Source organism: Adhaeribacter pallidiroseus (genome assembly GCF_003340495.1).
Classification (GTDB): domain Bacteria; phylum Bacteroidota; class Bacteroidia; order Cytophagales; family Hymenobacteraceae; genus Adhaeribacter; species Adhaeribacter pallidiroseus.
In genome coordinates, this window is the sequence record NZ_QASA01000001.1 from 725,615 (window position 1) to 746,454 (window position 20,840).

Consider the following 20,840-nt stretch of genomic DNA (forward strand, 5'->3'; position numbering starts at 1 on the left):
TGAAAGGCTAAGACAACTTAAAATGACAACCTGCCTTATTTTAGCGCTGGGATTTTAAAATTTTAGGGGAGTAGGGTATCCGGCAACTCGTTATTTTAATTGAAAAATAATTATTCAACCTTCCAGCCTTAAAACTTTCAACTTTCTAACCTTTCAACTTACTAACCTTTCAACTTACTAACCTTTCAACCTTACAACTTTTCAACTTTCCAACCCTCCAACCCAATGACGATACTCGTTGTTCTTCTCTGCATTATTTCGCTTATTTTATTAATTACCTGGGGTAAAGTAAATGCCTTTCTGGCCTTTTTAATCGTTTCTATTTTTACGGGTTTGGGTTTAGGTATTCCTTTATCGGCTATTAATGCGTCGGTGCAGAAAGGGATTGGCGACACTTTGGGTTCGTTGGTAATTGTGGTGGTGTTAGGGGCCATGCTGGGTAAGTTAGTGGCCGAAAGTGGAGCCGCCCAACGCATTGCCAACGCCATGATGTCGGCGTTTGGGGAGAAATACATTCACTGGGCTTTAATGATTACGGGGTTGGTAGTGGGTATTCCGTTGTTTTACAACGTGGGCTTTGTGCTCATGATTCCGTTAATCTTTTCGGTGGCTTATACCTACAAACTGCCTTCGGTGTACATTGGCGTGCCCATGTTGTCGGCCTTATCGGTAACGCACGGGTTTTTGCCGCCGCACCCTTCGCCCGCAGCCTTAGTAACGCAATTTAAAGCCGACATGGGCTGGACTTTGGTGTACGGATTAATGGTATCGGTACCAGCCATTATTGTGGCGGGACCACTATTCGCGAAAACTTTAAAAAATATGGTATCCAAACCCCTGGAAGGTTTCGTGGTGCAGAACATTCCCGCCGAGAAACTGCCGGGTGTTACCAATAGCTTGTTGTCGTCGTTATTTCCGGTATTCATGCTCATGTTTACCACCTTGTTTTTGGTTTTCGTGCCGAAAGATAGCCTTCTGAGTCAAACCCTGAAATTTGTGGGCGAACCCAATATCGTGATGTTGCTGGCCGTAATTCTAGCTACCGTTACCTTAGGTCTGAACCAGGGCCGCAGCATGGCTTCCATCATGGGCGTTTACGGCGATGCCGTGAAAGACGTAGCTATGATCTTACTAATCGTGAGCGGGGCCGGTATTTTAAAACAAGTTTTACTGGACAGCGGCGTCAGCGCCGAAATTGCTTCGGTATTGCAAGGCTGGACCTTGCATCCTTTACTATTAGGCTGGCTGATTGCCGCTATTATCCGGGTTTGTCTGGGATCGGCCACGGTGGCCGGTTTAACTACTGCCGGTATTATCTCGCCGCTCATGAAACAAATATCTGTAGATCCTAATCTAATGGTTTTGGCTATTGGCGCCGGTAGTCTCATGTTTTCGCACGTGAACGATGCTGGTTTCTGGCTTTTTAAAGAATATTTTAATCTATCCATTAAGCAAACCATCCGGTCCTGGTCCCTGATGGAAACGTTGGTTTCTATCGTGGGTATTATGGGCGTGATGGTAATTGACTATTTTATTCAGTAATAGGTTTCTGAATTATGAAGCTTATTATTATAGCTTTTATACTATTTTATCCATTATATCAATACAATAATTTTAAAATTAGTGGAGATTATACGGTTATACTCGATAAGAAAAACAGGAACAAGATCAGTCAAAATTATATTATAACTTTCCGTGGAAGCACATACACGAAGGAAGTAAACAATGGCAAAAAGATTAATGGGAAGATTGTTCGAGTTACACAAGTTGATAAAAACTCACCAGTGACTTATTTAATTGATGCTAAGGATTATCCATCAAAAAATTATTTAGATAGTTCATTTAATAAATCTTTTGGAGATGTTGTTATTGAATTTAAAGAATCTGAGAAGGATACTTTAAATTTTAGACTCACTTATTATTCTAATTTACATATAACCATAAATACAGGTAAATTAATTAAAGTTAAATAAAGATTAATTGTGCCTGATTCAATTTGATTAAGTCCAATAAATAAATAATTAATAGTTAATTATGAATTTTTTAAAATTTAAAGAATCTTTATTTGCCTGCTGCATTTTTCTTTACTCAGCGTTCCCCGTACTTTCGCAGCAAACGGTAAAATCTCCATTAAGCAAAAAAACATCAGGTAACCCTATTTTCCCGGGCTGGTACGCCGATCCGGAAGGCATTATTTTTAAAAATAAGTACTGGGTGTATCCTACTTATTCAGCTCCGTACGAACGGCAAGTGCACCTCGATGCTTTTTCGTCGCCGGATTTAGTAACCTGGACCAAACACAGCCGCATTATCGATACGGCATCGGTAAAGTGGGTGAAAAAAGCGATGTGGGCGCCGGCCGTTATTCAAAAAGGTAATAAGTATTACTTGTTTTTTGGGGGTAACGATATTCACGACGATGCCAAGGAAGTAGGGGGTATTGGTGTAGCGGTAGCCGATAACCCAGCCGGACCTTTTAAGGATTTACTGGGTAAACCCTTAATTGGCAAAATCCACAACAAAGCGCAACCCATCGACCAGTTTGTGTTTAAAGATAAAGATGGCCAGTATTACATGATCTACGGGGGATGGGGCCGCTGCAACATTGCCAAGTTAAAAAGTGATTTTACTGGATTTACCCCGTTTTCGGACGGCGTTACTTTTAAAGAAATTACGCCCAAAGGCTACGTGGAAGGTCCATTCATGTTTATCCGCAACGGTAAATATTACTTCATGTGGTCGGAAGGTGGCTGGACCGGCCCGGATTATCGGGTAGCCTACGCCGTTAGCGATTCGCCCTTTGGCCCTTTTCAACGGATTGGTACCGTGTTGCAGCAAGACCCCAAAGTAGCTACTGGCGCCGGGCACCACTCGGTTATTCAGGTTCCCGGCAAAGACGAATGGTACATGGTGTATCACCGCCGCCCGCTGGACGAAACCGATGGCAACCACCGCGTAACCTGCATCGACCGGATGTACTTTGATGAAAAAGGCCTGATTAAACCGGTTAAAATTACGTTTGATGGAGTAGCCAGCAGGCCTTTGAAGTAACCGGTTTTTGATAAAACAGTTTTAACAAACCTTGGTTTGTTGACCAGGTAGTAGTCCGGAAGTTTGATCGTTTGAAAATTTTTGGAGCAAAAGGAAGGTAGTATAATCTGTAAGTGGCCGTCTTGCTGCTTGAATTACGAAAAAATTTAAAAAATCATGAGAAACATTTTGCTTGTACTTTTCAGTTTAGGTGTTTTTTCCTGTAATACCAACCAAACCAAGGAAGCTACTTCCGGACAAACCAATACTACCAATTCATCTGCTAAAAGCACAGCCGTTACTTACAACAATCCGGTTTTACCCGGCGATTACGCCGATCCATCGGTGGTGCGGGTAGGCGACGATTATTGGGCCACGGCTACTTCGTCGGAGTGGGCGCCTTTGTACCCCATTCTGCATTCTAAAAATCTGGTGGACTGGGAAACAGTAGGGCATGTTTTTCCGGAAAAAGGACCTGCCTGGGCCGATGCTCATTTTTGGGCTCCCGAAATTACTTACGATAACGGTAAGTATTATATTTACTACACCGCTCAGAAAAAAGGCGGTAATTTATGTGTGGGAGTTGCCAGCGCCACCCAGCCCACCGGCCCTTATACCGATCTTGGTCCGTTGGTTTGCCAGGAAGTAGGCTCCATTGATGCTTTCCCGATTCGCGACGAAAAAGGCGAGTTATACATGGTCTGGAAAGAAGACGGCAACAGCCAAAAGTTACCTACTCCCATTTGGGGGCAAAAATTAAAAGAAGATCGTACCGCCTTAGTTGGTGAAAAATTTGAACTGTTCCGCAACGACCCGAAAACCTGGGAAGGCGGCCTGGTAGAAGGGCCTTTTATATTAAAGCAAAACGGTTATTTCTATACTTTCTATTCCGGCGATGCTTGTTGCGGCCGGGGCTGTACCTACGGGGTAGGAGTAGCCCGCTCCAAAACGTTACGCGGACCTTGGGAAAAATACGCCGCTAATCCTATTTTAAAGCAAAGCGACAACTGGAAGTGTGCCGGTCACGGCTCGGTGGTTTCGGATGCGCAAGGGCGGGACTTTTACCTGTATCACGCTTATAAAAAGGATGATTTTGTGTATCCGGGCCGGCAGGGCCTACTCGACGAAATTACCTGGAACAAAGATGGTTGGCCGCAATTTGCCAAAAATGCACCCAGTACCGCCGCTGCTGCCCCTTTAAACCAGAATGCGCCCGATATTTACAACCTAAACGATGAGTTTAACCAAAAAGCTTTGTCCGAAAGCTGGCAATGGCCGGTTAATCAAAAACCAGCATACCAGTTAAAACCGGAAGCAAACGGCCAACTGCTGGTAAAAGCTTCGCCGGCTGCTCTGGGTACCGTATTGGCTCAACGCACTTTAACCGGCGATTATGCCACTACCACTTTGCTGGATAAAAGCAGCCTCACCAATGGTGCTACCGCCGGCCTGGCCGCCGTAGGCGATAACAGCAACGCCGTTGGGGTAAGCGTCAGCAAAGGCGATCTGATCCTTTGGTCCGTGAAAGACAATAAATTAACCACACTGGATAAAATAAAGGCTCCTGCCGAAAACACAGTACAATTAAAACTAACCGCTCGGAAAGGCGACCAATTAGAATTTGCCTGGAGCACCAACGGCACGGCCTGGAACCAGTTCAACAAAGGCCAAGCCATTGATGCGGCCTACTTGCCGCCCTGGGACCGGGGCGTGCGTACCGGACTATTCGCCAAAGGCCCAACTAACACCACGGCTACTTTCGACTGGTTTAAAGTAGAAAATCTGGATTAATCAAATAGTTGCTACCAACGGGTAAGTTCCAGTAGGTACTTTCTTATGGCAGGTTGCAAAACTTCGCTGTAGGTATATCTCTTGCTTTCTAAAAAAACAAAAATTTTAAATTTTTTCCATTTTTATGAGGTATAAAATGCTCGCTTCTTCTTTAACCTTCCTGTTTTGTACTTCATTTAAGCCCGTTGAACTTTATCAAACCGAGAGTAGCGCGATAGCACCCTCGTACGTTGCGCCAGTCTATAAGGCCTTGCCCTTAGGCGCCATTAATCCCAAAGGCTGGTTGCACCACCAATTGCAGATTATGCGCAAGGGCACTACTGGCCATCTGGACGAAATTTACCCGAAAGTAAAAAACGATAATGGCTGGCTCGGCGGCAAAGGCGATGCCTGGGAAGAAACACCTTACTGGCTCGACGGGGCCGTGCCCTTGGCCTACTTACTCGAAGATAAAGTTTTACAAACCAAAGTGCTCCGCTACATTAACTGGACCCTGGATAATCAGCGGCCCTCCGGCTATTTTGGCCCGATCACTAAAGAAGAACGGGAAAAAGGCGTAAAAGTAACCGCCGAAAATTGCGGGCAAGGGGAAGATTGGTGGCCCAAAATGGTAATGTTGAAGGTAATGCATCAATATTACACCGCCACGCAAGACTCGCGGGTAATTCCGTTTTTCACCAAGTATTTCAATTATCAGCTTAAGTCTTTAAAGCAATGCCCGATTGGTAAATGGACAGACTGGGCCGAATCGCGGGGAACCGAAAATGTAATGCTGGTGCAATGGTTATACGGCATCACCCAAGACCCTTCTTTATTGGAACTGGCCGGTTTAATTGAGTCGCAATCTTTTGCCTGGAGTACCTGGTTGGGCAACCGCGATTGGGTAATTGGGGCGGCCACGCAGCAAAACGATGAACAGTGGATGCGTCGGCACGGCGTAAATGTAGCTATGGCGATAAAAGCGCCCGCCATTAATTACCAGCGTACACAAGATAAAAAATACTTGACGGCTTTAAATACCGGTTTTAACGATTTAATGACTTTGCACGGCTTACCCATGGGTATTTTTTCCAGCGATGAAGATTTGCACGGCAACGATCCAACGCAAGGCACTGAACTATGCACGATCGTGGAAACCATGTTTTCGCTGGAAGAGATAATTGGCATCACCGGTGATCTGCGCTACGCCGATGCTTTGGAACGCATGACTTTTAATGCGTTGCCGACGCAAACTACCGATGATTATTATGCCAAGCAATATTTTCAGATCGCGAACCAGGTGCAGGTAAAGCGGGGCGTTTTTAATTTTTCGTTACCCTTTGAACGCGAAATGAACAACGTGTACGGCATGCGCAGTGGTTATACGTGTTGTTTAGCCAACATGCACCAGGGTTGGACCAAATTTACGCAGCATTTATGGTACGGCACCGCGGATCAGGGAGTAATTGCCATGGCTTATAGTCCCAACCAGTTAAAAACCAAAGTCGGCAAAAACAACACCGCGGTAACCATTAACGAGGTTACCAATTATCCTTTCGAGGATGTTATTAATTTTGAAATTTCTACCAAAAACACTGCTGCATTTTCTTTGCAGCTGCGCGTACCCGCCTGGTGCCAGGCACCAGTAGTTAAAATAAACGGACAAACCGTGGAAGCCCAGCAAAATGCCGGGGTTATTACCCTGAATCGTACCTGGAAAAATAAAGATAAAGTACTCTTGCAATTACCCATGGAAGTAACCACCAGTAACTGGGGCCGTAATTCCCGGAGTATCGAACGGGGCCCCTTAGTTTACGCGCTAAAACTGGAAGAAAAATGGGAAAAAGGAACCGATGAAAAAGAAGGCAATTACTGGAATGTGTTTCCAAAATCGGCCTGGAACTACGGTTTGCTGCAAAATACAGTGAAAGAACCTGCCAAAAACCTGCAGGTTAAAAACAGTAAACCCGTATCGGATTCCTTTGTCTGGAACCTGGCCAATGCTCCCCTTGAAATTACGGCTATGGCCAAGAAAATACCGGATTGGCAAATTGTGAACGATGTAGCCCCTCAACCAGTAACCGATCGTACCGGAATTTACCGCGGTAAAGTAGAATCTAACGTAGAGAAGATAACCTTGGTGCCGTATGGTTGTACCAAAGTCCGGATTGTAGCTTTTCCGGTGGTACCAAATTAATTAGATGTTTACAATCGTATAAAATGAACAATTTTTTAAAAAATTCTTTAATGCTCCTGGGTTTAGGCACCAGTAGTTTCGTAATGCCCGCTTGCAATGCCAAGCAGAATCAAACGGAATCAGTTACTACCGCTTCAGGCACTCAAACCGATTCTTCGGCTACTACGGTTTCAACTGATTCCACAAATAATACATCTTTCGGAAAATTAAAAAATGGTACCGAAGTACAGCAATATACTTTAACCAATAGCAAAGGCACCCAAGCCGTTTTTACCAATTATGGTGGCCGTTTGGTAAGTTTAATCGTGCCGGATAAAGATGGTAAACCGACCGATGTGGTAGTGGGTTTTAAAAACGCCGCCGAATACGAAGCGTCGACCGAGCCGTATTTTGGGGCTACCATTGGCCGGGTAGGTAACCGCATTGCCAATGGTAAATTTACCCTCGATGGTAAGGAGTATAAGCTTTTTACCAATAACGGACCCAATACTCTGCACGGCGGTAAAAACGGGTTTCAGGCGGTAGTCTGGAACGCTACCCAACCCAACGATCATACTTTGGAACTGACCTACTTGTCGAAAGACCTGGAAGAAAACTTCCCGGGTAACCTGAACGTGAAAGTTACTTACGCTTTAACCGACAACAACGAATTGAAAATGGACTATGAGGCCACCACCGATAAAAAAACACCGGTGAACCTGACGAATCATGCTTTTTTTAATTTAAACGGCGAAGGCAGCGGTACCATTCTAAACCATATCATCCAAATAAACGCCAACCGTTATACGCCGGTAGATGCCACGTTAATCCCGACGGGTAAAATAGAACCGGTAGCCGGCACTCCTTTTGATTTCCGGAAAAAGCTGGCCATTGGTACCAACATCGAAGCAAAAAACGAACAATTAAAAAATGGCGGCGGCTTCGACCACAATTATGTACTTAACGAGAATAAAGCCCAGGGTTTAAACATGGCCGCCCGGGTAACCGGCGATAAAAGCAACATAACCATGGATGTGCTTACTACAGAACCCGGCTTACAATTTTACAGTGGTAACTTTATGCAAAGTAAAAACACCTTTAAAGGTGGGGCCAAAGACGATTTTCGGACTGCTTTCTGTTTAGAAACCCAGCATTTCCCGGACGCACCTAATCAACCAAATTTTCCTTCTATAATGCTGGAACCCGGTAAAACTTACCGCACTAGCTCGGTTTACCGGTTCTTTAGCAAGTAAATAGTAAAAATAATAAATCCTTGTGGCGGAATCTATTTAACAAGTCAGCTAAATAGATTTCACCGCAAGGACATTAAAAATGTAGTTCTGATTTTTATTTAGAGCTTTTGGTTCTGAGATCAAGTTTACCTGAATCGCCATCACGGATAATACCAGGCTCTTTATAATCACCTATTTTTCTAAAAAATTTTAAAAAATGAAGAAAAAAGCACTGGCTTTATTGGCTTAGTAAGTGCTCCAGGTGTGGTGTGCGTATTGCCACAAAAAGCTTCCGAGCTCCCACAAGCCGTAAAATATAAGCCCAAGTACCAGCAGTAAAGACACCATAATAAGAATCAAAACTCCCGTACCGGTGCCACTATATTTTCCTTCCTGGTAATGCCGGCGCAGCAAACGCACATTGCGATCGTTGGCCTTGTAAGCAAAATCAAAAATGTTCCCGATTAACGGAATGCTGCCTAATAGGGCATCCAGAATTATATTAAAACACATCAAAATTACCACTTTCCGGCTTACCCCGTAACGCGCCATGGTAAAGACCAGTATACCCGAAACTGCGTAGGTAGAAAGTGTACCGGCCAACGGAATAAAACCCAGTATGGGATCTAACCCGAATTTAAAACTAGTACCCGGGAACCGGAACTGACTGTCCATTAAACGAGCTACAGATTCTACCCATCTTAATCGTTCGTCGGGTAAAGGAGTGAGTGGTGATTCGGTATTTTTCAAAATCTTTTAATTTTAAAGGTGGTTATAAAGTTTTGTAACGTTTTTTGCCGGTTCGCAGCGGTTTAGTAGTTCTAAACCTTTAGGTAAGTAGGCAGTTTTCTAATATGATGGCGTATATTTTTAAATTTTTTCGCAGTTGGTCTGCACCTGACGCATTATTTTTAAATTTTTTGTTCAAACCGATTATTGGTTTATCGCTGTTTTTCTGTTTTCTACAAGTTTCTCTACCAGCCTTTGCTCAATACTCCGCTGATTCTGTTTTTGTAAATCAGGATAAGCTGTTCTACTTTATTTTTGATAACGATGCTACTTTTAAGGTGGATTATTATTATACGCAAGGGATTGGCGTAATTCATTTTAACCCGGTTTTTCAAAAATCAATAATTAATAAAATCTTGCTTACGTCTAAAAACACGGGGGCTGAAAAGTTTTACGGGTTGGCTTATAAATACGACGGATTTACTCCCACGAACATCCGGGACCCGGAAATACGGATCGGCGACCGGCCCTATGCTTCGTATATGTTTTTAAATCAGTTAGCCGGTTCTACTCATAAAATTAAAAAAGAACGAATTACCAGTTCTTTAGACTTAGGTATAATCGGGCCGGCTACCGGGGCAGGTAAGTTTCAACGAAAAATTCACGAGTACCTGCACCACGGGATACCGCAAGGCTGGAAATACCAGATTAAAACGGATTTAATCTTAAATTATAATGTATTATATCAGAAAGGAATTGTACATACTAAACCACTGGAAATAATCGGGGAAGCAGGAGGGAGTCTGGGTACTTTATATACCCATGCAACGGCCGGGGCTATGGTCCGGTTGGGGTGGATGAACTCTTATTTTTCAGATCTGGGCATCAGTAATAAAACAACAAGGAACCAGGCCAATTTACGCAAATGGCAACTGTATGCTTTTGGCCGCACCCAAGGAAGGTTGGTGGGGTATAATGCTACCATGCAGGGCGGTTTTTTAAATGCAAATAATGTATACACTCTGGAAGCCTCCCAGATTTCGCGCACCGTGCTGGAAAGTCAAACCGGCTTGGCTCTAATTGTTAAAGGTTTACGACTCGAAACAGCTGTTAACTTTATTTCGCCGGAGTTTACCAACAGCCGCCGCCATAAATGGATGCACTTTAACGTAGGTTTCGCATTTTAGCTAACCGATTGTTAATGATTGACCTATAACAGCAGTTCTATTGAATATTTAAAAAATGGCCGAATCGCGGAGATTTCAATTAACAGTTTTACCCATTTATTGCGGGTTAGTCATTGGTAATTAATTACCTAATATTTGGCTGTTGTCTCGTTAAAATTTAAAAAAATAAGGTCGTGCCCGGAGTTAGTAAAACCCTCTGAGCACAACCTTGATTTTTTAAAATTTAGCACAAATACCGGGTACTTGGAAAACCAATAATTACTCGTTTACGCTTTTAACTTAAATTTGCCCGTGAAATATTTAACGGCTTGTTGGTGGGTTTCGGTGGCAAATTGCTTGTTATAATCCGGGTTACTGGGGTTTGCAAAAGCGTGCGGTGCATCGTAGATTTTGTAAGTCAGTTTTTTGCCCGCTTGTTTCATGTTGGCATCAAACTGCTGTACTACCTCTTGCGAAATCATTTTCTCGGTGGCAAAAAATCCCAGTACATCGCTGTTTAAAGTTTTCAAGCGGGCTACTTCTTTCTCGGGCATTCCGTAAAACATTACACAGCCTACATTTTGCTTACCCGTAATTATGGCTGATTGCAAGGACCACATGCCGCCAAAGCACCAGCCAATAGAAGCTATTTTGGCCTGAGGTCCAGCATACGACTGTGCACCTTTGATGATATTTTCGAGCCGGGCAGGTTTAACTCCCTGCACGTATTTCATGGCATCTTCGCGGGAGGCCGCCACTTTGCCATCGTACAAATCCACGGCAATTACATTTACTTCTTGTTTTAAATCATTGTAATAACTCTCGGCTTCTTTCTTGATGTGATCATTTAAACCCCACCATTCCTGGTAAACGAACAAGTAATTGTTTGATTTTTTCGAAGCTTTTAATTCGTAGCCTTTGCCAGTCTGGCCATCAGCGGTGGTAAAGGTAATCATTTTACCAACTTCGCTTTGGTGCGTGTAGGGTAGGGGATTTGCGTGGTCCATCACAAATTTTTTATCAGTGCTTACCAGCATCGCAAAAGTTTGCGAAACTTCACTAGGCTTGGTGCAACAGCTAGCGTGTTGGGCCAGAGCAGCCGGAATAGTGGTAGCCGATAAGAAGAATAGTAGCGTAAAAAGTTTTTTCATAGTATTTTTTTAAATTTTTATCGAACATCTAACATCCAACATCTAAATTACTGCATCCACTGTGGACAAATAACCTTGCCTTTATTAAATAACTTCAAGCCCAGTACAATTTCGTGCGAACCGGTGTTACTTATGCTTAGATCGGAGTTGTTATAATCGTAGGAATACCCAATATCCATGAGGTAGCTAATGTTTAAGCCCACCAATCCGGCAAAAGACTCCTGGCTCCGGTACGAAACACCAGCCCAAACCCGGTCCGCGTAAATAGCCCGTAAATTAGCATCTACCGAAAAAGGGCTGGGGCCCGCCATTTTCATCATCACCGAAGGAACTAAGGCCAAATCGTTGCCTAAACGGAACTTGTAGCCGGCTGTGGCGTAAAAATGTCGTTGTATTACACCGGGGGTTTTCTGGATGGGTGAATTATTTAAATCAGTACGGCCCCGGGCGAGTTGGGCGCCAGCTAAACCCACGAAAAAATCTTGGGAGTAAATCCAGGTGCCTAAGTTCAAGTCTAAATACGTTTTGTTTACAAAGTCAGCGGTAATAGCCGGATCAGCCGGGTTAATGAACGTTGCCTCCGCAGTATTTAAACTATTCCGGATCATCCCGGCCGAAAGCCCCACCGAAACGTTAATGGTATGGCTAACCGGTAAATGAAAAGCGTAACTACCGGTTAAATTGGTACGGCGCAAAACTCCGGTTTTATCTACGTTGGCCATAATACCCACACCGTGGTGCGGCCGGGCTTTGTAAAAGCGATTGCGATTAACCGTATGCGTTTTGTTATTATACCGGTTTTTAACGCTGGCCGCTTCTTTGTTGAGCGGGGTGTGAGCACTCACGTAATACGTAACGGGCGCCCCATCTAGGCCCACCCATTGGTAGCGCGTGCCCATTCGTACATCGGTATAATCTTCTATCCCCGTGACAGCCGGATTAAACAAATATTGATTTAGCATGTATTGGCTAAATTGCGGCCGTTGCTGCGCCTGTACTCCCGTTACCCAACCAACCAATAGAGCAGTAATTAATAAAATTCTTTTCATACAATAATCTTAACGGACGAGCGTAACATTACCCGAAATAGGTTTAGAAATATTATCCAGGCGGATAATGTAATAATAGGTAGCTAACGGAAGATCCTGGCCATTATACGTACCATCCCAAGCTTTTTTATAGCCGGTATCAGAGGTAAATACTTTGGTACCCCAGCGATTAAAGATCTCCACGGTTGCTTGCGGATAATTTTCTATTTGCTGAATTTCCCAGGTTTCGTTAATGCCGTCGTGGTTCGGGCTAAAAGTGTTCACAATTATTACCCGTGGAATAACCGTAATAGTTACCTCATCGGTAGCGGAACAGCCTTCTTCGGAGTAAGCGGTAACTTTGTAGGTAGTAGTTTTGGCTGGGCGGGCCACCGGCCGCTGCACATTCGGGTCGTTTAAGCCCGCGGCGGGTTCCCATTGGTACCGTACCCCGCCCCGGGCAATCAGTTCCATGGTATTGCCTTCAATAATGGTGGTATCGCGGCCTGCATCGGCGGTAATGGAAACAATATTTACCGTAACTGGGGTACGGGTTGGACTCACACACTGGTTTTGATTAACCGTTTGCACGTAGTACGTGGTGGTTTGCCGTAACCGCGACGTTACAAAAGTAGCTCCTTCAAAAAGTATGTTACCACCCGTAGCTGTTTCGAACCATTGGTAGGTGCCACCCGGACCAGTAGCTACCAGGGTGGCGGTACTATCGGTACAAGTGGAAACATTGGCAGCCTGCACCACCGGTGCGGTAGGTAAAGGCGTAACATCTATCTGTACCGTTTCCGAAACACTGGAGCAATTATCCGAAATCACGGTCCGCCGGAACCAGGTAGTGCGGGTAATAACCGGCGGTGTGTAATTTTGGGTGTTATTGGTACCAGCGGCTGGCGCAAAAGCCGCGGTAGCGCTGGTAATACTGCTTTCCCATAAATACGTGTAAGTGCCATTGCCGCCCGCCGGGGCCGAACCATTTAAGGTTTGGGGTGCCGTATTCTCACACACGGCCGGCTCGGTGCCACTGATGGTATTAGCCGTAATAGCCGGTAAAACCGTTATTTGTACAGCATTGCTGTAATTGGTATCGCACCCTCCCGAAAGAACACCGCGCCGGAACCAGGTAGTAATGGTAATTGCCGGTGGGTTGTAGTTAGCGGTATTGTTGGTGCCGGTGGCGGCAGTAAAGCCACTGGTTGGCCCGGTGGTACTGCTTTCCCAGATAAATTGCAGCGGCTGGGTGCCCCCTTGCGGAGTTGAACCCGTTAACGGCGCCGGCCGCTCCCCACCGCACAGCGATTGATCGGCCAGAATGGTGTTATTTGTTACCGGTTGCGTAACCGTAACTTGTACCACATTCGAAGAATCGACGCAACCGCCGCCAGCCGAGAGAACATAACGCCGGAACCAAGTAGTTTGACTCAGTACACCCGGTTCGTAATTTTCTTCGTCATTTCTATTGGTAGCAGGTCCAAAGCCGGCGTTAGCACTACTGGTACTGCTACGCCACTGAATAATACCAGTAGGTAAAGCACTACCGGTAAGCGGCAGTACGGGTTCGTTAACGCAAACTTGCTGTTCCCCGCTGATAGTACCGCCGGCCACTCGGGGACTTACGGTAATAGCAACTACGTTACTGGTATCAGGCTCACAGGAGGCAGAGATTACCAAGCGCCGGAACCAGGCATTGCTCTGCAGAACCGGTGGGGTATAATCGCGACCGTTACTAACACCGGGAGCGGTATTATAAGTACCATTTAATCCAGCCTGACTAAATTGCCAGGTGTACCGGTAACCGGTGGAGTTGTCGTCGCCGGTAGGCTGAGTGCCAGATAATAAAACGGGAGCCGAACCCTGGCATACTTCCTGATCCTGAGAAATGGTATTATTTTCTATAGCCGGAAAAACATTTACATCAAAGCGGGTACGAGGGCCGGTGCTTTCGCAGCCGTTCGGACTAAGGGTAGTTACATAAAAGGTAGTAGGAAGCGTTAATTTACCAGTGGTGTAGGTAGCAGCAGTAGCTACTGGGGTACCTCCCGTAGCAACGGTATAATAATTAAAAGTATTACCCGCCGGACCGGTTGGCGTAATAGTAGCGGTTTCTCCAGCGCAAATGGCTAGGCCGGCTACCGCAATAGTGGGTGGATTTGGAATCTGATTTATCGTGATGACGGTTTGGCTCGGATCTCCTTGTTGCGCAATGGAAGGATCGTTAGATCGGCCGCACTCATTCGCAAAACTGACAGAGACTTGATAATCCCCTATATTGGGAAACCGGATTACGGGATATTTTGAAGTAGCGGATGTTCCTTCTACATAAGTAGCCCCACTGGTACCCGATACTACCCACTGGAAGGAGCCAGCGACTTCGGTACCCAAATTGGCATCGTAATTTACGTTTTGAGCCGTGAACGCAATAGTGGTGTCGCCGCAAACCGGACCAATGCCGCTTAATTGCACTTCGGGGAAGGCAATCAATACACTTTGCGAGGTAGTGTCGCGGCCGCAGCGGTTCTCTACGATCAATTGAATCTGGAACCGGCCTTGAGCGGTAAACTGGTAAACCGGCGTAGCGGACGTGTCGGTAGTGTTGTCAATGTAAATAAACCCGGTGGCAGGCTGGCCCTGATTATTCAATACCGCCCATTTACGGGTTATTTTGCCGCCTCTGGCCTCGGTAGTATCCGATACAGTTACGTTTACCGGTACACAAGGAGCCGGATCTAAAGGGTTTGCGGCAGGTGGTTCGGCCCGTTCTTTTTTCACGATTTCCATACCGGCCACCGGTTTAGTAGCAATCTGATACAACTTTGTTACGGTGGTACTGCAAGCAGCCGTTACAGCGGTTATGCTGATGGGGAAAGTACCTGTAGTGTCAAAAGGAATGGTATTCCGGATAAAGTTCTGGGCCGTGAACAATGAAGGATCGTAGCTTTCAGGCGTTCCGTCCGGAGTCCAGCGAACAATATACTGGGTAATATTGGCCGCATTCGCCGCCGAAATATTGTTAAATAATTTTGCTCTCACGTTCACTGAGGAATCCTCCGGAATGCAAATTTCAAAATTAGCACTGTCAATAACATCGGCCGGCGTAAAAACAGGCCCGCCATCAATGGTTACCGATTGCGGTGCAGATGCTGCCGAACGACAACCTGCCCCCGGCGTAGCGGCTACTACGGTTACGTTAAATTGTTTGGAACCAGCGCCCAAATAAATAAAAGGATGCGCCACTGTGAAACCTTCGGCGGTAGTGCCATCGCCAAAATCCCAGATATAATCTAAATTCGGATCTTCCGTTCCATTAACCCGGAAGTTCATGGGAACGCCGGAACACTGAGGACTAGCGGTAGTTATGGTAAATTGGGGAGCTACTAAATCAGCAGTCCTGCGGGATACAGTTACGGGCTTGGAAGTGTTAGCCCCACCGGGGCAAGACCCGCTTCTACTCGTAACTTCGTAATAAATATCGGCGATCCGGCCTTGTTGGGCTTCTATAAAGGCTTGGGTAACGGTAAAGGTTTGGTTGGTATCTCCGGGAGCAGCGTCTCTTCCGCTGATCTTCCATTTGTATTTTAAATCCGGATTGTTAAGACCTTCGTTGGCAGTGATAGTAATCGAGCCGCCATTACAAACAAAAAGCGAAACAGGGCCTGCTGGAGTTATTCTATTTGGAAGGGGACATTGTTGCGCGTAAGTAAAAACCGAGAAAAGTACAAAAACCAGAGATAAGTATAAGTAACGTAAAAGCTGCTGCATTGAGGTGAAATTATAAATCGCCTGAATCTACTAGTAAATTTGATAAATTTAAGCAAAACTAGGAGAAAATATGCGAATGCAATTTTAAAATTTTTATAACGTTATTAATGATTACTGGTTATTTTTGAATGTAGCTAACGCCTCTTTATAGGTGTTTATGGCCCTTTTTCGCGCTAATTCGTGGTTAACCAAAGGCTTATTATAATTGGAACTTTCCCATTCGGGCACCCAGTGCTGCACGTATAATTTTTGCCGGTCGAATTTTTGAATTTGTGCGCTGGGGTTAAATACCCGGAAGTAAGGGGCTGCATCGCAGCCCGAACCGGCGGCCCACTGCCAGCCGCCGTTATTCGCTGCTAAGTCGTAATCCAGTAATTTACCGGCAAAATAAGCTTCGCCCCAGCGCCAATCAATGAGTAAATGTTTGCACAAAAAACTGGCAACTACCATCCGGACCCGGTTGTGCATAAACCCGGTAGCGTTTAACTCGCGCATGCCGGCATCTACCAGCGGGTAGCCGGTAGTACCGGCGCACCAATGCGCAAATTCATCTTCGTTGTTGCGCCAGGGAATGTGGTTGTAGGCGGGTTTAAAGGCCTGGATCGCCACCTGCGGAAAATGGTACAGGATCATGTGGTAAAAGTCGCGCCAAATAAGTTCATTCAGCCAAGTAGAATTTAAACGTTGCGCCAACCGTACTGTTTCGCGGATGCTGATCGTGCCAAAGCGTAAATGCAAGCTTAACCGGGAGGTTCCGGACTGGGCCGGGTAATCCCTTGTTTGGTCGTATGTTTTAATAATTGCTTCCGGCGCTATCTTACCCGGAAACCTGATAGAAGTAGGTTTAAACCCGATCTCGGCCAGGGTAGGCAGGGGAAAAGGAGCCGTACCTACTAAATTTTTAAAATATTGCTCGGTAGGGTACGATTGCACGTAAAAGTTATTCAGGGTCAGGAACCAGCGTTTTTTGTAGGGCGTAAAAACCGTGTAAGGTTTGCCGTCGGGTTTAACTACCTCGTTTTTCTCGAAAATTACCTGGTCCTTAAACGTATGAAAAGAGATGTTTTCTGCCGCTAGTAAATTCCGGATTTCCGTATCGCGTTGTTCGGCGTAGGGTTCGTAGTCGTGGTTGGTGTATACAGCCGCAATTTTTAAATTTTGCATCAGATCCGCGAATACAGCCCGGGGTTGGCCCTTTTTCACTAAAAGCCCGGAACCTGCCTGCTGCAAACTGCGGGCGAGTTCCGTAATGGTATCGTGAATAAATTGTACCCTTGGGTCGTGCGTATCCGGGAGTTTATCCAGGATATCCGTATCAAAAATAAATAAAGGTAATACGGGCGTTCCGCCTTTTAAAGCGTGGTACAAGCCAGCGTTATCCGGAAGGCGTAAATCGCGGCGAAACCAAAAAATGGCAACGGGAGTAGTAGACAGCATTTTTTAAATTATGATTACCGAAGCGACGATAAACCGCCATCCATAGCAATTACCTGGCCCGTCATCCAAGCGGCTGCGTCGGATAATAAAAATTGAGCAAGCGCGGCTACTTCTGCGGGCGTGCCGGTGCGGTTAAGCGGATGTCTTTTGCCGGCCGCTTCGCGTTTTTCGGGCGTAGCTAGTAAGTGGCCGGCTAAAGGTGTATCGGTAAGCGAAGGCGCAATAACATTTACCCGGATTTTTAACGGGGCCCATTCGGCCGCCAAGGCTTTGCCTAAACCTTCTACGGCGGCTTTGGCCGAAGCCGTGGAGGCGTGAAAACTCATGCCGGTTTGGGCTGCCACCGAACTAAACAAAATAACCGCAGCTTCCCCGGCTTTTTTTAAGTGCGGTAAAAAAGCTTGTAAATGCGTAATGGCGCCTAATACATTTAGCTCCCATTCTTCCCGGAAATCGGCGGGAGTAAGCCGGTGAAAAGGTTTTAAATGAATGCTGCCCGGCAGGTAAATACAGCCGTGCAGCGTATCTGGTAACTGGTTTATTAATTCCGGGGTAGGGGTTTGCCGCACATCCCAGGAAATAGGGGTTACGTTGGGCAAAGGTAAAAAATCAGGCTGATGCCGACTCAGGGCAAACACCCGGTAATTTTCGCGATTAAGTAATTGGGTGAGCGCCGCCCCAATGCCGGAACTAGCGCCAATCACTAAAATATTTTTTTCCGCCATACGGGGAGTCTGGTTCTATAGAAAAATTTAAAAAAATAGTCGGATCGATAATTTATGGAAACTACAACTCTTAAGTAAGTGTAAATAACGCATGTTAAACTGCCAGGTAGTAAATTTGTTTACGACCAATCGCTTTATTCTATAGCCTCTATTTTTATTTACTTCTCCGGCTGCCTTTTTTGCTTTTACCTGGTTCTAGGAAGGGTAAAATTTTTAAATAAATTGCAGCATTGTTTTCCTATTTCTTATCATAATCTGCCATCATGAAATATCTTTTTTATACCGGCGCTTTTTGCTTGTTACTGCTGCGCCAGGTTTCGGCCCAAAATACCATATCGGCCGCGGAAGTAAGCCGGATTGTAAAAACCTTAGCCGCCGACGACATGCAGGGGCGCCAAGCTTTTACCCCGGGCAATACCAAGGCGGCGCAGTTTATTCAGTCAGAATTTAAAAAAGCGGGCTTGCAACCCATGCCGGGACTTTCTTCTTTCGAGCAAAAGTTTCATGTTTACCAAGTAGAATCCGTGCAAAACAGCTTGGTTCTGGATGGGGATAATTTGCCCCAGGAATCTTATTTTATACAAACCAGCGCCCAAAAGGTAGTTTTAAACCAAAGTAGCCCGGCTTTAACCAACATAACCCGGATTGCGGCCCAGGATAATTTGAGTCAGAAGTTTCAGGCGGTTTTAGCGGCAAAGAAAAGTAGCCTGGTGCTGATCGATACCGCCCACGCCGAAATGTTTAAACGTTACCGCCATTACCTCGGCCGGAATAATGTGCACCTGCAGTTAGACAGCACTACCTTGGTTTTTGCGCTTACCAAAAACCTGCAGCCCAAACAAGTACAGGTTACCGCCATAAACAAAATTACCCCGAAAAGTTTGCAAAACGTAGTGGCCTATTTACCCGGTAAATCGCGCAAAAACGAGTTTGTTATTTTCTCGGCGCATTACGATCATATTGGCGTATTGCCGGCCGTTAACAACGATTCCATCGCCAACGGGGCCGATGATGATGCTTCCGGAACTACCGCCGTGATTGCTTTGGCCCGGTATTTTAAAAAATTAAACAACAATGCCCGCAGCCTGATTTTTGTAGCTTTTACCGCCGAAGAAATTGGTGGTTACGGCTCCCAGTATTTCTCGAAGCAACTAAATCCGCAGCAAATTACGGCCATGTTTAACATCGAAATGATTGGCAAAGTAGCGCAGTTTGGCAAAAATGCCGGCTTTATGACCGGTTTCGATAAATCGGATTTAGGTACGATTTTTCAAAAAAACCTCAGCGGTACCAAGTTTACTCTTCACCCGGACCCGTATATTAAAGAAAACTTATTTTACCGTTCCGATAATGCCACGCTGGCCCGGTTGGGCGTACCGGCCCACACCATCTCTTCCGATAAAATTGATACCGATCAGTTATACCACTCCGTAGAGGATGAGTTTGCCAGCCTGGATGTAACCAACATGACCCACCTGATTGAGGCCATTGCCCAGGGAGCCCGCAGTGTAATAGCCGGTAAAGCTACGCCTACCCGGATACAAGCTAAGGATGTAGAATAAAGGGTTACAGTTGATTTTTAAAAAAATAGGTAGTAGCCGGCGTTTTTCTTTTTGTGGTAGATAAATACGGGTTTTATTTACTTGATTTAGTGCTAGATATCCGTAGAAATATTTTAAGATCAGGGTTTTTACTACTTAATCTGTATTTTTTTCGCAATAGTGTTAACTTTTTGTTAAGCTTTTGCGTATCGCCATAAATTAGTAATAAAAAAGGTGAAAGTGGTCTAGGTAAAAATCGCAGTTGTTTTAATGATGAAAGATAGCGTACCCCCTAAGGGTGAATTAGTTTTATTATGTAATAATGGCTATTTCGTAGAAAAAATTTTATACAGCAACATCCAGTTTGAACAACGCGAAATTTTGTTTAAATCACTTATTTCATTAGCTGAAGTGCAATCTTTTGATGCTGTATTACAGTTGGTAAGCGAAATCAGAGCTAAAGGCAGCAGTGTAGATTGGCCCATTCAAATTATTCTGGGCGACCACGCCTATAACTTTACTTTCTCGGGTACCTGCATGAACGAGCACGTGGTGCTAACGGCTCAAGTAGAAGGTACTAATTTAAAATTAATTTCCTCTGCCACCCAAAGCAATAAATTTAAAGGTAATTACATGTATGCTCCCGGTAAATTAGCTTCCGATGATTTGTTTTTTATGGAAGAAATTAACCGCTTAAAGGTTAATTAGGTAAAATAAAAGCATTCAGATAATTGATAATACAATTTTTTGTAAAACAAATGAAAAAGCCGGCTTCTAGTAAGCCGGCTTTTTTATTTGTTTTAACGCCTGTTCCGGTAGTAAGCTTGGTTGTGGAAAAAAATTGGCCGGTATAAGAGCTGTGTTAGCATAAGTAAGGTAAAGGGGATATTTTTAAAAATTTTTAATACTAAATTACTGCTGTTGCAAATAGCGTTTATTCCGGATGTTGGTTGGAGCCTTTTTAAGCCTCCATGAGTTGGTGCTATCTCAATTGACATAGTAACCAGCTTGCCTCGTGGCCGGCGGGCCCCGTTTAGCTCTTCCGGTGTAACATTAAGCTTCCTTTCCTTGCTCCGCTGCGGAA

General features: G+C 45.0%; 15 protein-coding genes. 9 read left to right on the forward strand and 6 right to left on the reverse strand.

The features are described from left to right. Nucleotides 1-225 precede the first annotated feature (225 nt). The 6 genes from AHMF7616_RS02655 to AHMF7616_RS02680 all read left to right on the forward strand — a co-directional run bounded on the left by AHMF7616_RS02655 (nt 226) and on the right by AHMF7616_RS02680 (nt 8,229). Complete coding sequence (locus tag AHMF7616_RS02655; protein ID WP_115371475.1) at nt 226-1,542, forward strand: gluconate:H+ symporter; 1,317 nt, start codon at nt 226-228, stop codon at nt 1,540-1,542. 14 nt (nt 1,543-1,556) lie between these two features. After that, nucleotides 1,557-1,973 (forward strand): hypothetical protein, encoded by a 417-nt coding sequence (locus AHMF7616_RS02660; protein WP_115371476.1) that lies wholly within the window; start codon nt 1,557-1,559, stop codon nt 1,971-1,973. 61 nt (nt 1,974-2,034) lie between these two features. Continuing rightward, a complete protein-coding gene (locus AHMF7616_RS02665; RefSeq protein ID WP_115371477.1) occupies nt 2,035-3,051 on the forward strand; it encodes a glycoside hydrolase family 43 protein in 1,017 nt (338 codons plus the stop codon). Between the two features lie 156 nt (nt 3,052-3,207). Continuing rightward, nucleotides 3,208-4,821 carry a family 43 glycosylhydrolase gene (locus AHMF7616_RS02670; protein ID WP_115371478.1) on the forward strand — a complete coding sequence of 538 codons (1,614 nt, stop codon included), beginning with the start codon at nt 3,208-3,210 and terminating at the stop codon, nt 4,819-4,821. Between the two features lie 136 nt (nt 4,822-4,957). After that, nucleotides 4,958-6,997, forward strand: a complete 2,040-nt coding sequence (locus tag AHMF7616_RS02675) for a beta-L-arabinofuranosidase domain-containing protein (protein ID WP_199474066.1) — start codon at nt 4,958-4,960, stop codon at nt 6,995-6,997. Between the two features lie 23 nt (nt 6,998-7,020). Continuing rightward, on the forward strand, nt 7,021-8,229 hold the full coding sequence (locus tag AHMF7616_RS02680; protein ID WP_233507289.1) for an aldose epimerase family protein: 1,209 nt from the start codon (nt 7,021-7,023) through the stop codon (nt 8,227-8,229). A 225-nt stretch (nt 8,230-8,454) separates the two neighbouring features. Here the strand turns inward: AHMF7616_RS02680 and AHMF7616_RS02685 are convergent, their stop codons facing one another. Next, nucleotides 8,455-8,958: a DUF4112 domain-containing protein gene (locus AHMF7616_RS02685; RefSeq protein ID WP_233507292.1), complete on the reverse strand. Its 504-nt coding sequence runs from the start codon at nt 8,956-8,958 to the stop codon at nt 8,455-8,457. A 170-nt stretch (nt 8,959-9,128) separates the two neighbouring features. Between AHMF7616_RS02685 and AHMF7616_RS02690 the strand changes: the two genes are divergently transcribed. Beyond that, nucleotides 9,129-10,124, forward strand: a complete 996-nt coding sequence (locus AHMF7616_RS02690) for a lipid A deacylase LpxR family protein (RefSeq protein WP_158546080.1) — start codon at nt 9,129-9,131, stop codon at nt 10,122-10,124. Between the two features lie 266 nt (nt 10,125-10,390). Here the strand turns inward: AHMF7616_RS02690 and AHMF7616_RS02695 are convergent, their stop codons facing one another. The 5 genes from AHMF7616_RS02695 to AHMF7616_RS02715 form a co-directional block, all read right to left on the reverse strand. After that, a complete protein-coding gene (locus AHMF7616_RS02695; RefSeq protein WP_115371481.1) occupies nt 10,391-11,254 on the reverse strand; it encodes a dienelactone hydrolase family protein in 864 nt (287 codons plus the stop codon). A 47-nt stretch (nt 11,255-11,301) separates the two neighbouring features. Then, on the reverse strand, nt 11,302-12,303 hold the full coding sequence (locus AHMF7616_RS02700; protein WP_115371482.1) for a PorP/SprF family type IX secretion system membrane protein: 1,002 nt from the start codon (nt 12,301-12,303) through the stop codon (nt 11,302-11,304). A gap of 9 nt (nt 12,304-12,312) precedes the next feature. Next, nucleotides 12,313-16,053 (reverse strand): Ig-like domain-containing protein, encoded by a 3,741-nt coding sequence (locus AHMF7616_RS02705; protein ID WP_115371483.1) that lies wholly within the window; start codon nt 16,051-16,053, stop codon nt 12,313-12,315. Between the two features lie 111 nt (nt 16,054-16,164). Continuing rightward, complete coding sequence (locus AHMF7616_RS02710) at nt 16,165-17,490, reverse strand: cryptochrome/photolyase family protein (protein ID WP_115371484.1); 1,326 nt, start codon at nt 17,488-17,490, stop codon at nt 16,165-16,167. Nucleotides 17,491-17,504: 14 nt separating this feature from the next. After that, nucleotides 17,505-18,215, reverse strand: a complete 711-nt coding sequence (locus tag AHMF7616_RS02715; protein ID WP_115371485.1) for an SDR family NAD(P)-dependent oxidoreductase — start codon at nt 18,213-18,215, stop codon at nt 17,505-17,507. A 263-nt stretch (nt 18,216-18,478) separates the two neighbouring features. On the opposite strand from AHMF7616_RS02715, the gene AHMF7616_RS02720 reads away from it, so the two are divergent. Both AHMF7616_RS02720 and AHMF7616_RS02725 read left to right on the forward strand, forming a co-directional pair. Then, entirely contained in the window at nt 18,479-19,777 is a 1,299-nt protein-coding gene (locus AHMF7616_RS02720) for a M20/M25/M40 family metallo-hydrolase (RefSeq protein ID WP_115371486.1), read from the forward strand. Nucleotides 19,778-20,026: 249 nt separating this feature from the next. Then, entirely contained in the window at nt 20,027-20,464 is a 438-nt protein-coding gene (locus AHMF7616_RS02725; protein WP_147275594.1) for a hypothetical protein, read from the forward strand. Nucleotides 20,465-20,840: the final 376 nt, after the last annotated feature.

Coding starts and splice junctions, on each gene's coding strand:
- AHMF7616_RS02655 (WP_115371475.1), top strand. CDS start 226: ATGACGATACTCGTTGTTCTTCTCTGCATTATTTCGCTTATTTTATTA.
- AHMF7616_RS02715 (WP_115371485.1), bottom strand. CDS start 18,215: ATGGCGGAAAAAAATATTTTAGTGATTGGCGCTAGTTCCGGCATTGGG.
- AHMF7616_RS02680 (WP_233507289.1), top strand. CDS start 7,021: ATGAACAATTTTTTAAAAAATTCTTTAATGCTCCTGGGTTTAGGCACC.
- AHMF7616_RS02700 (WP_115371482.1), bottom strand. CDS start 12,303: ATGAAAAGAATTTTATTAATTACTGCTCTATTGGTTGGTTGGGTAACG.
- AHMF7616_RS02720 (WP_115371486.1), top strand. CDS start 18,479: ATGAAATATCTTTTTTATACCGGCGCTTTTTGCTTGTTACTGCTGCGC.
- AHMF7616_RS02710 (WP_115371484.1), bottom strand. CDS start 17,490: ATGCTGTCTACTACTCCCGTTGCCATTTTTTGGTTTCGCCGCGATTTA.
- AHMF7616_RS02670 (WP_115371478.1), top strand. CDS start 3,208: ATGAGAAACATTTTGCTTGTACTTTTCAGTTTAGGTGTTTTTTCCTGT.
- AHMF7616_RS02675 (WP_199474066.1), top strand. CDS start 4,958: ATGCTCGCTTCTTCTTTAACCTTCCTGTTTTGTACTTCATTTAAGCCC.
- AHMF7616_RS02725 (WP_147275594.1), top strand. CDS start 20,027: ATGATGAAAGATAGCGTACCCCCTAAGGGTGAATTAGTTTTATTATGT.
- AHMF7616_RS02705 (WP_115371483.1), bottom strand. CDS start 16,053: ATGCAGCAGCTTTTACGTTACTTATACTTATCTCTGGTTTTTGTACTT.
- AHMF7616_RS02695 (WP_115371481.1), bottom strand. CDS start 11,254: ATGAAAAAACTTTTTACGCTACTATTCTTCTTATCGGCTACCACTATT.
- AHMF7616_RS02660 (WP_115371476.1), top strand. CDS start 1,557: ATGAAGCTTATTATTATAGCTTTTATACTATTTTATCCATTATATCAA.
- AHMF7616_RS02665 (WP_115371477.1), top strand. CDS start 2,035: ATGAATTTTTTAAAATTTAAAGAATCTTTATTTGCCTGCTGCATTTTT.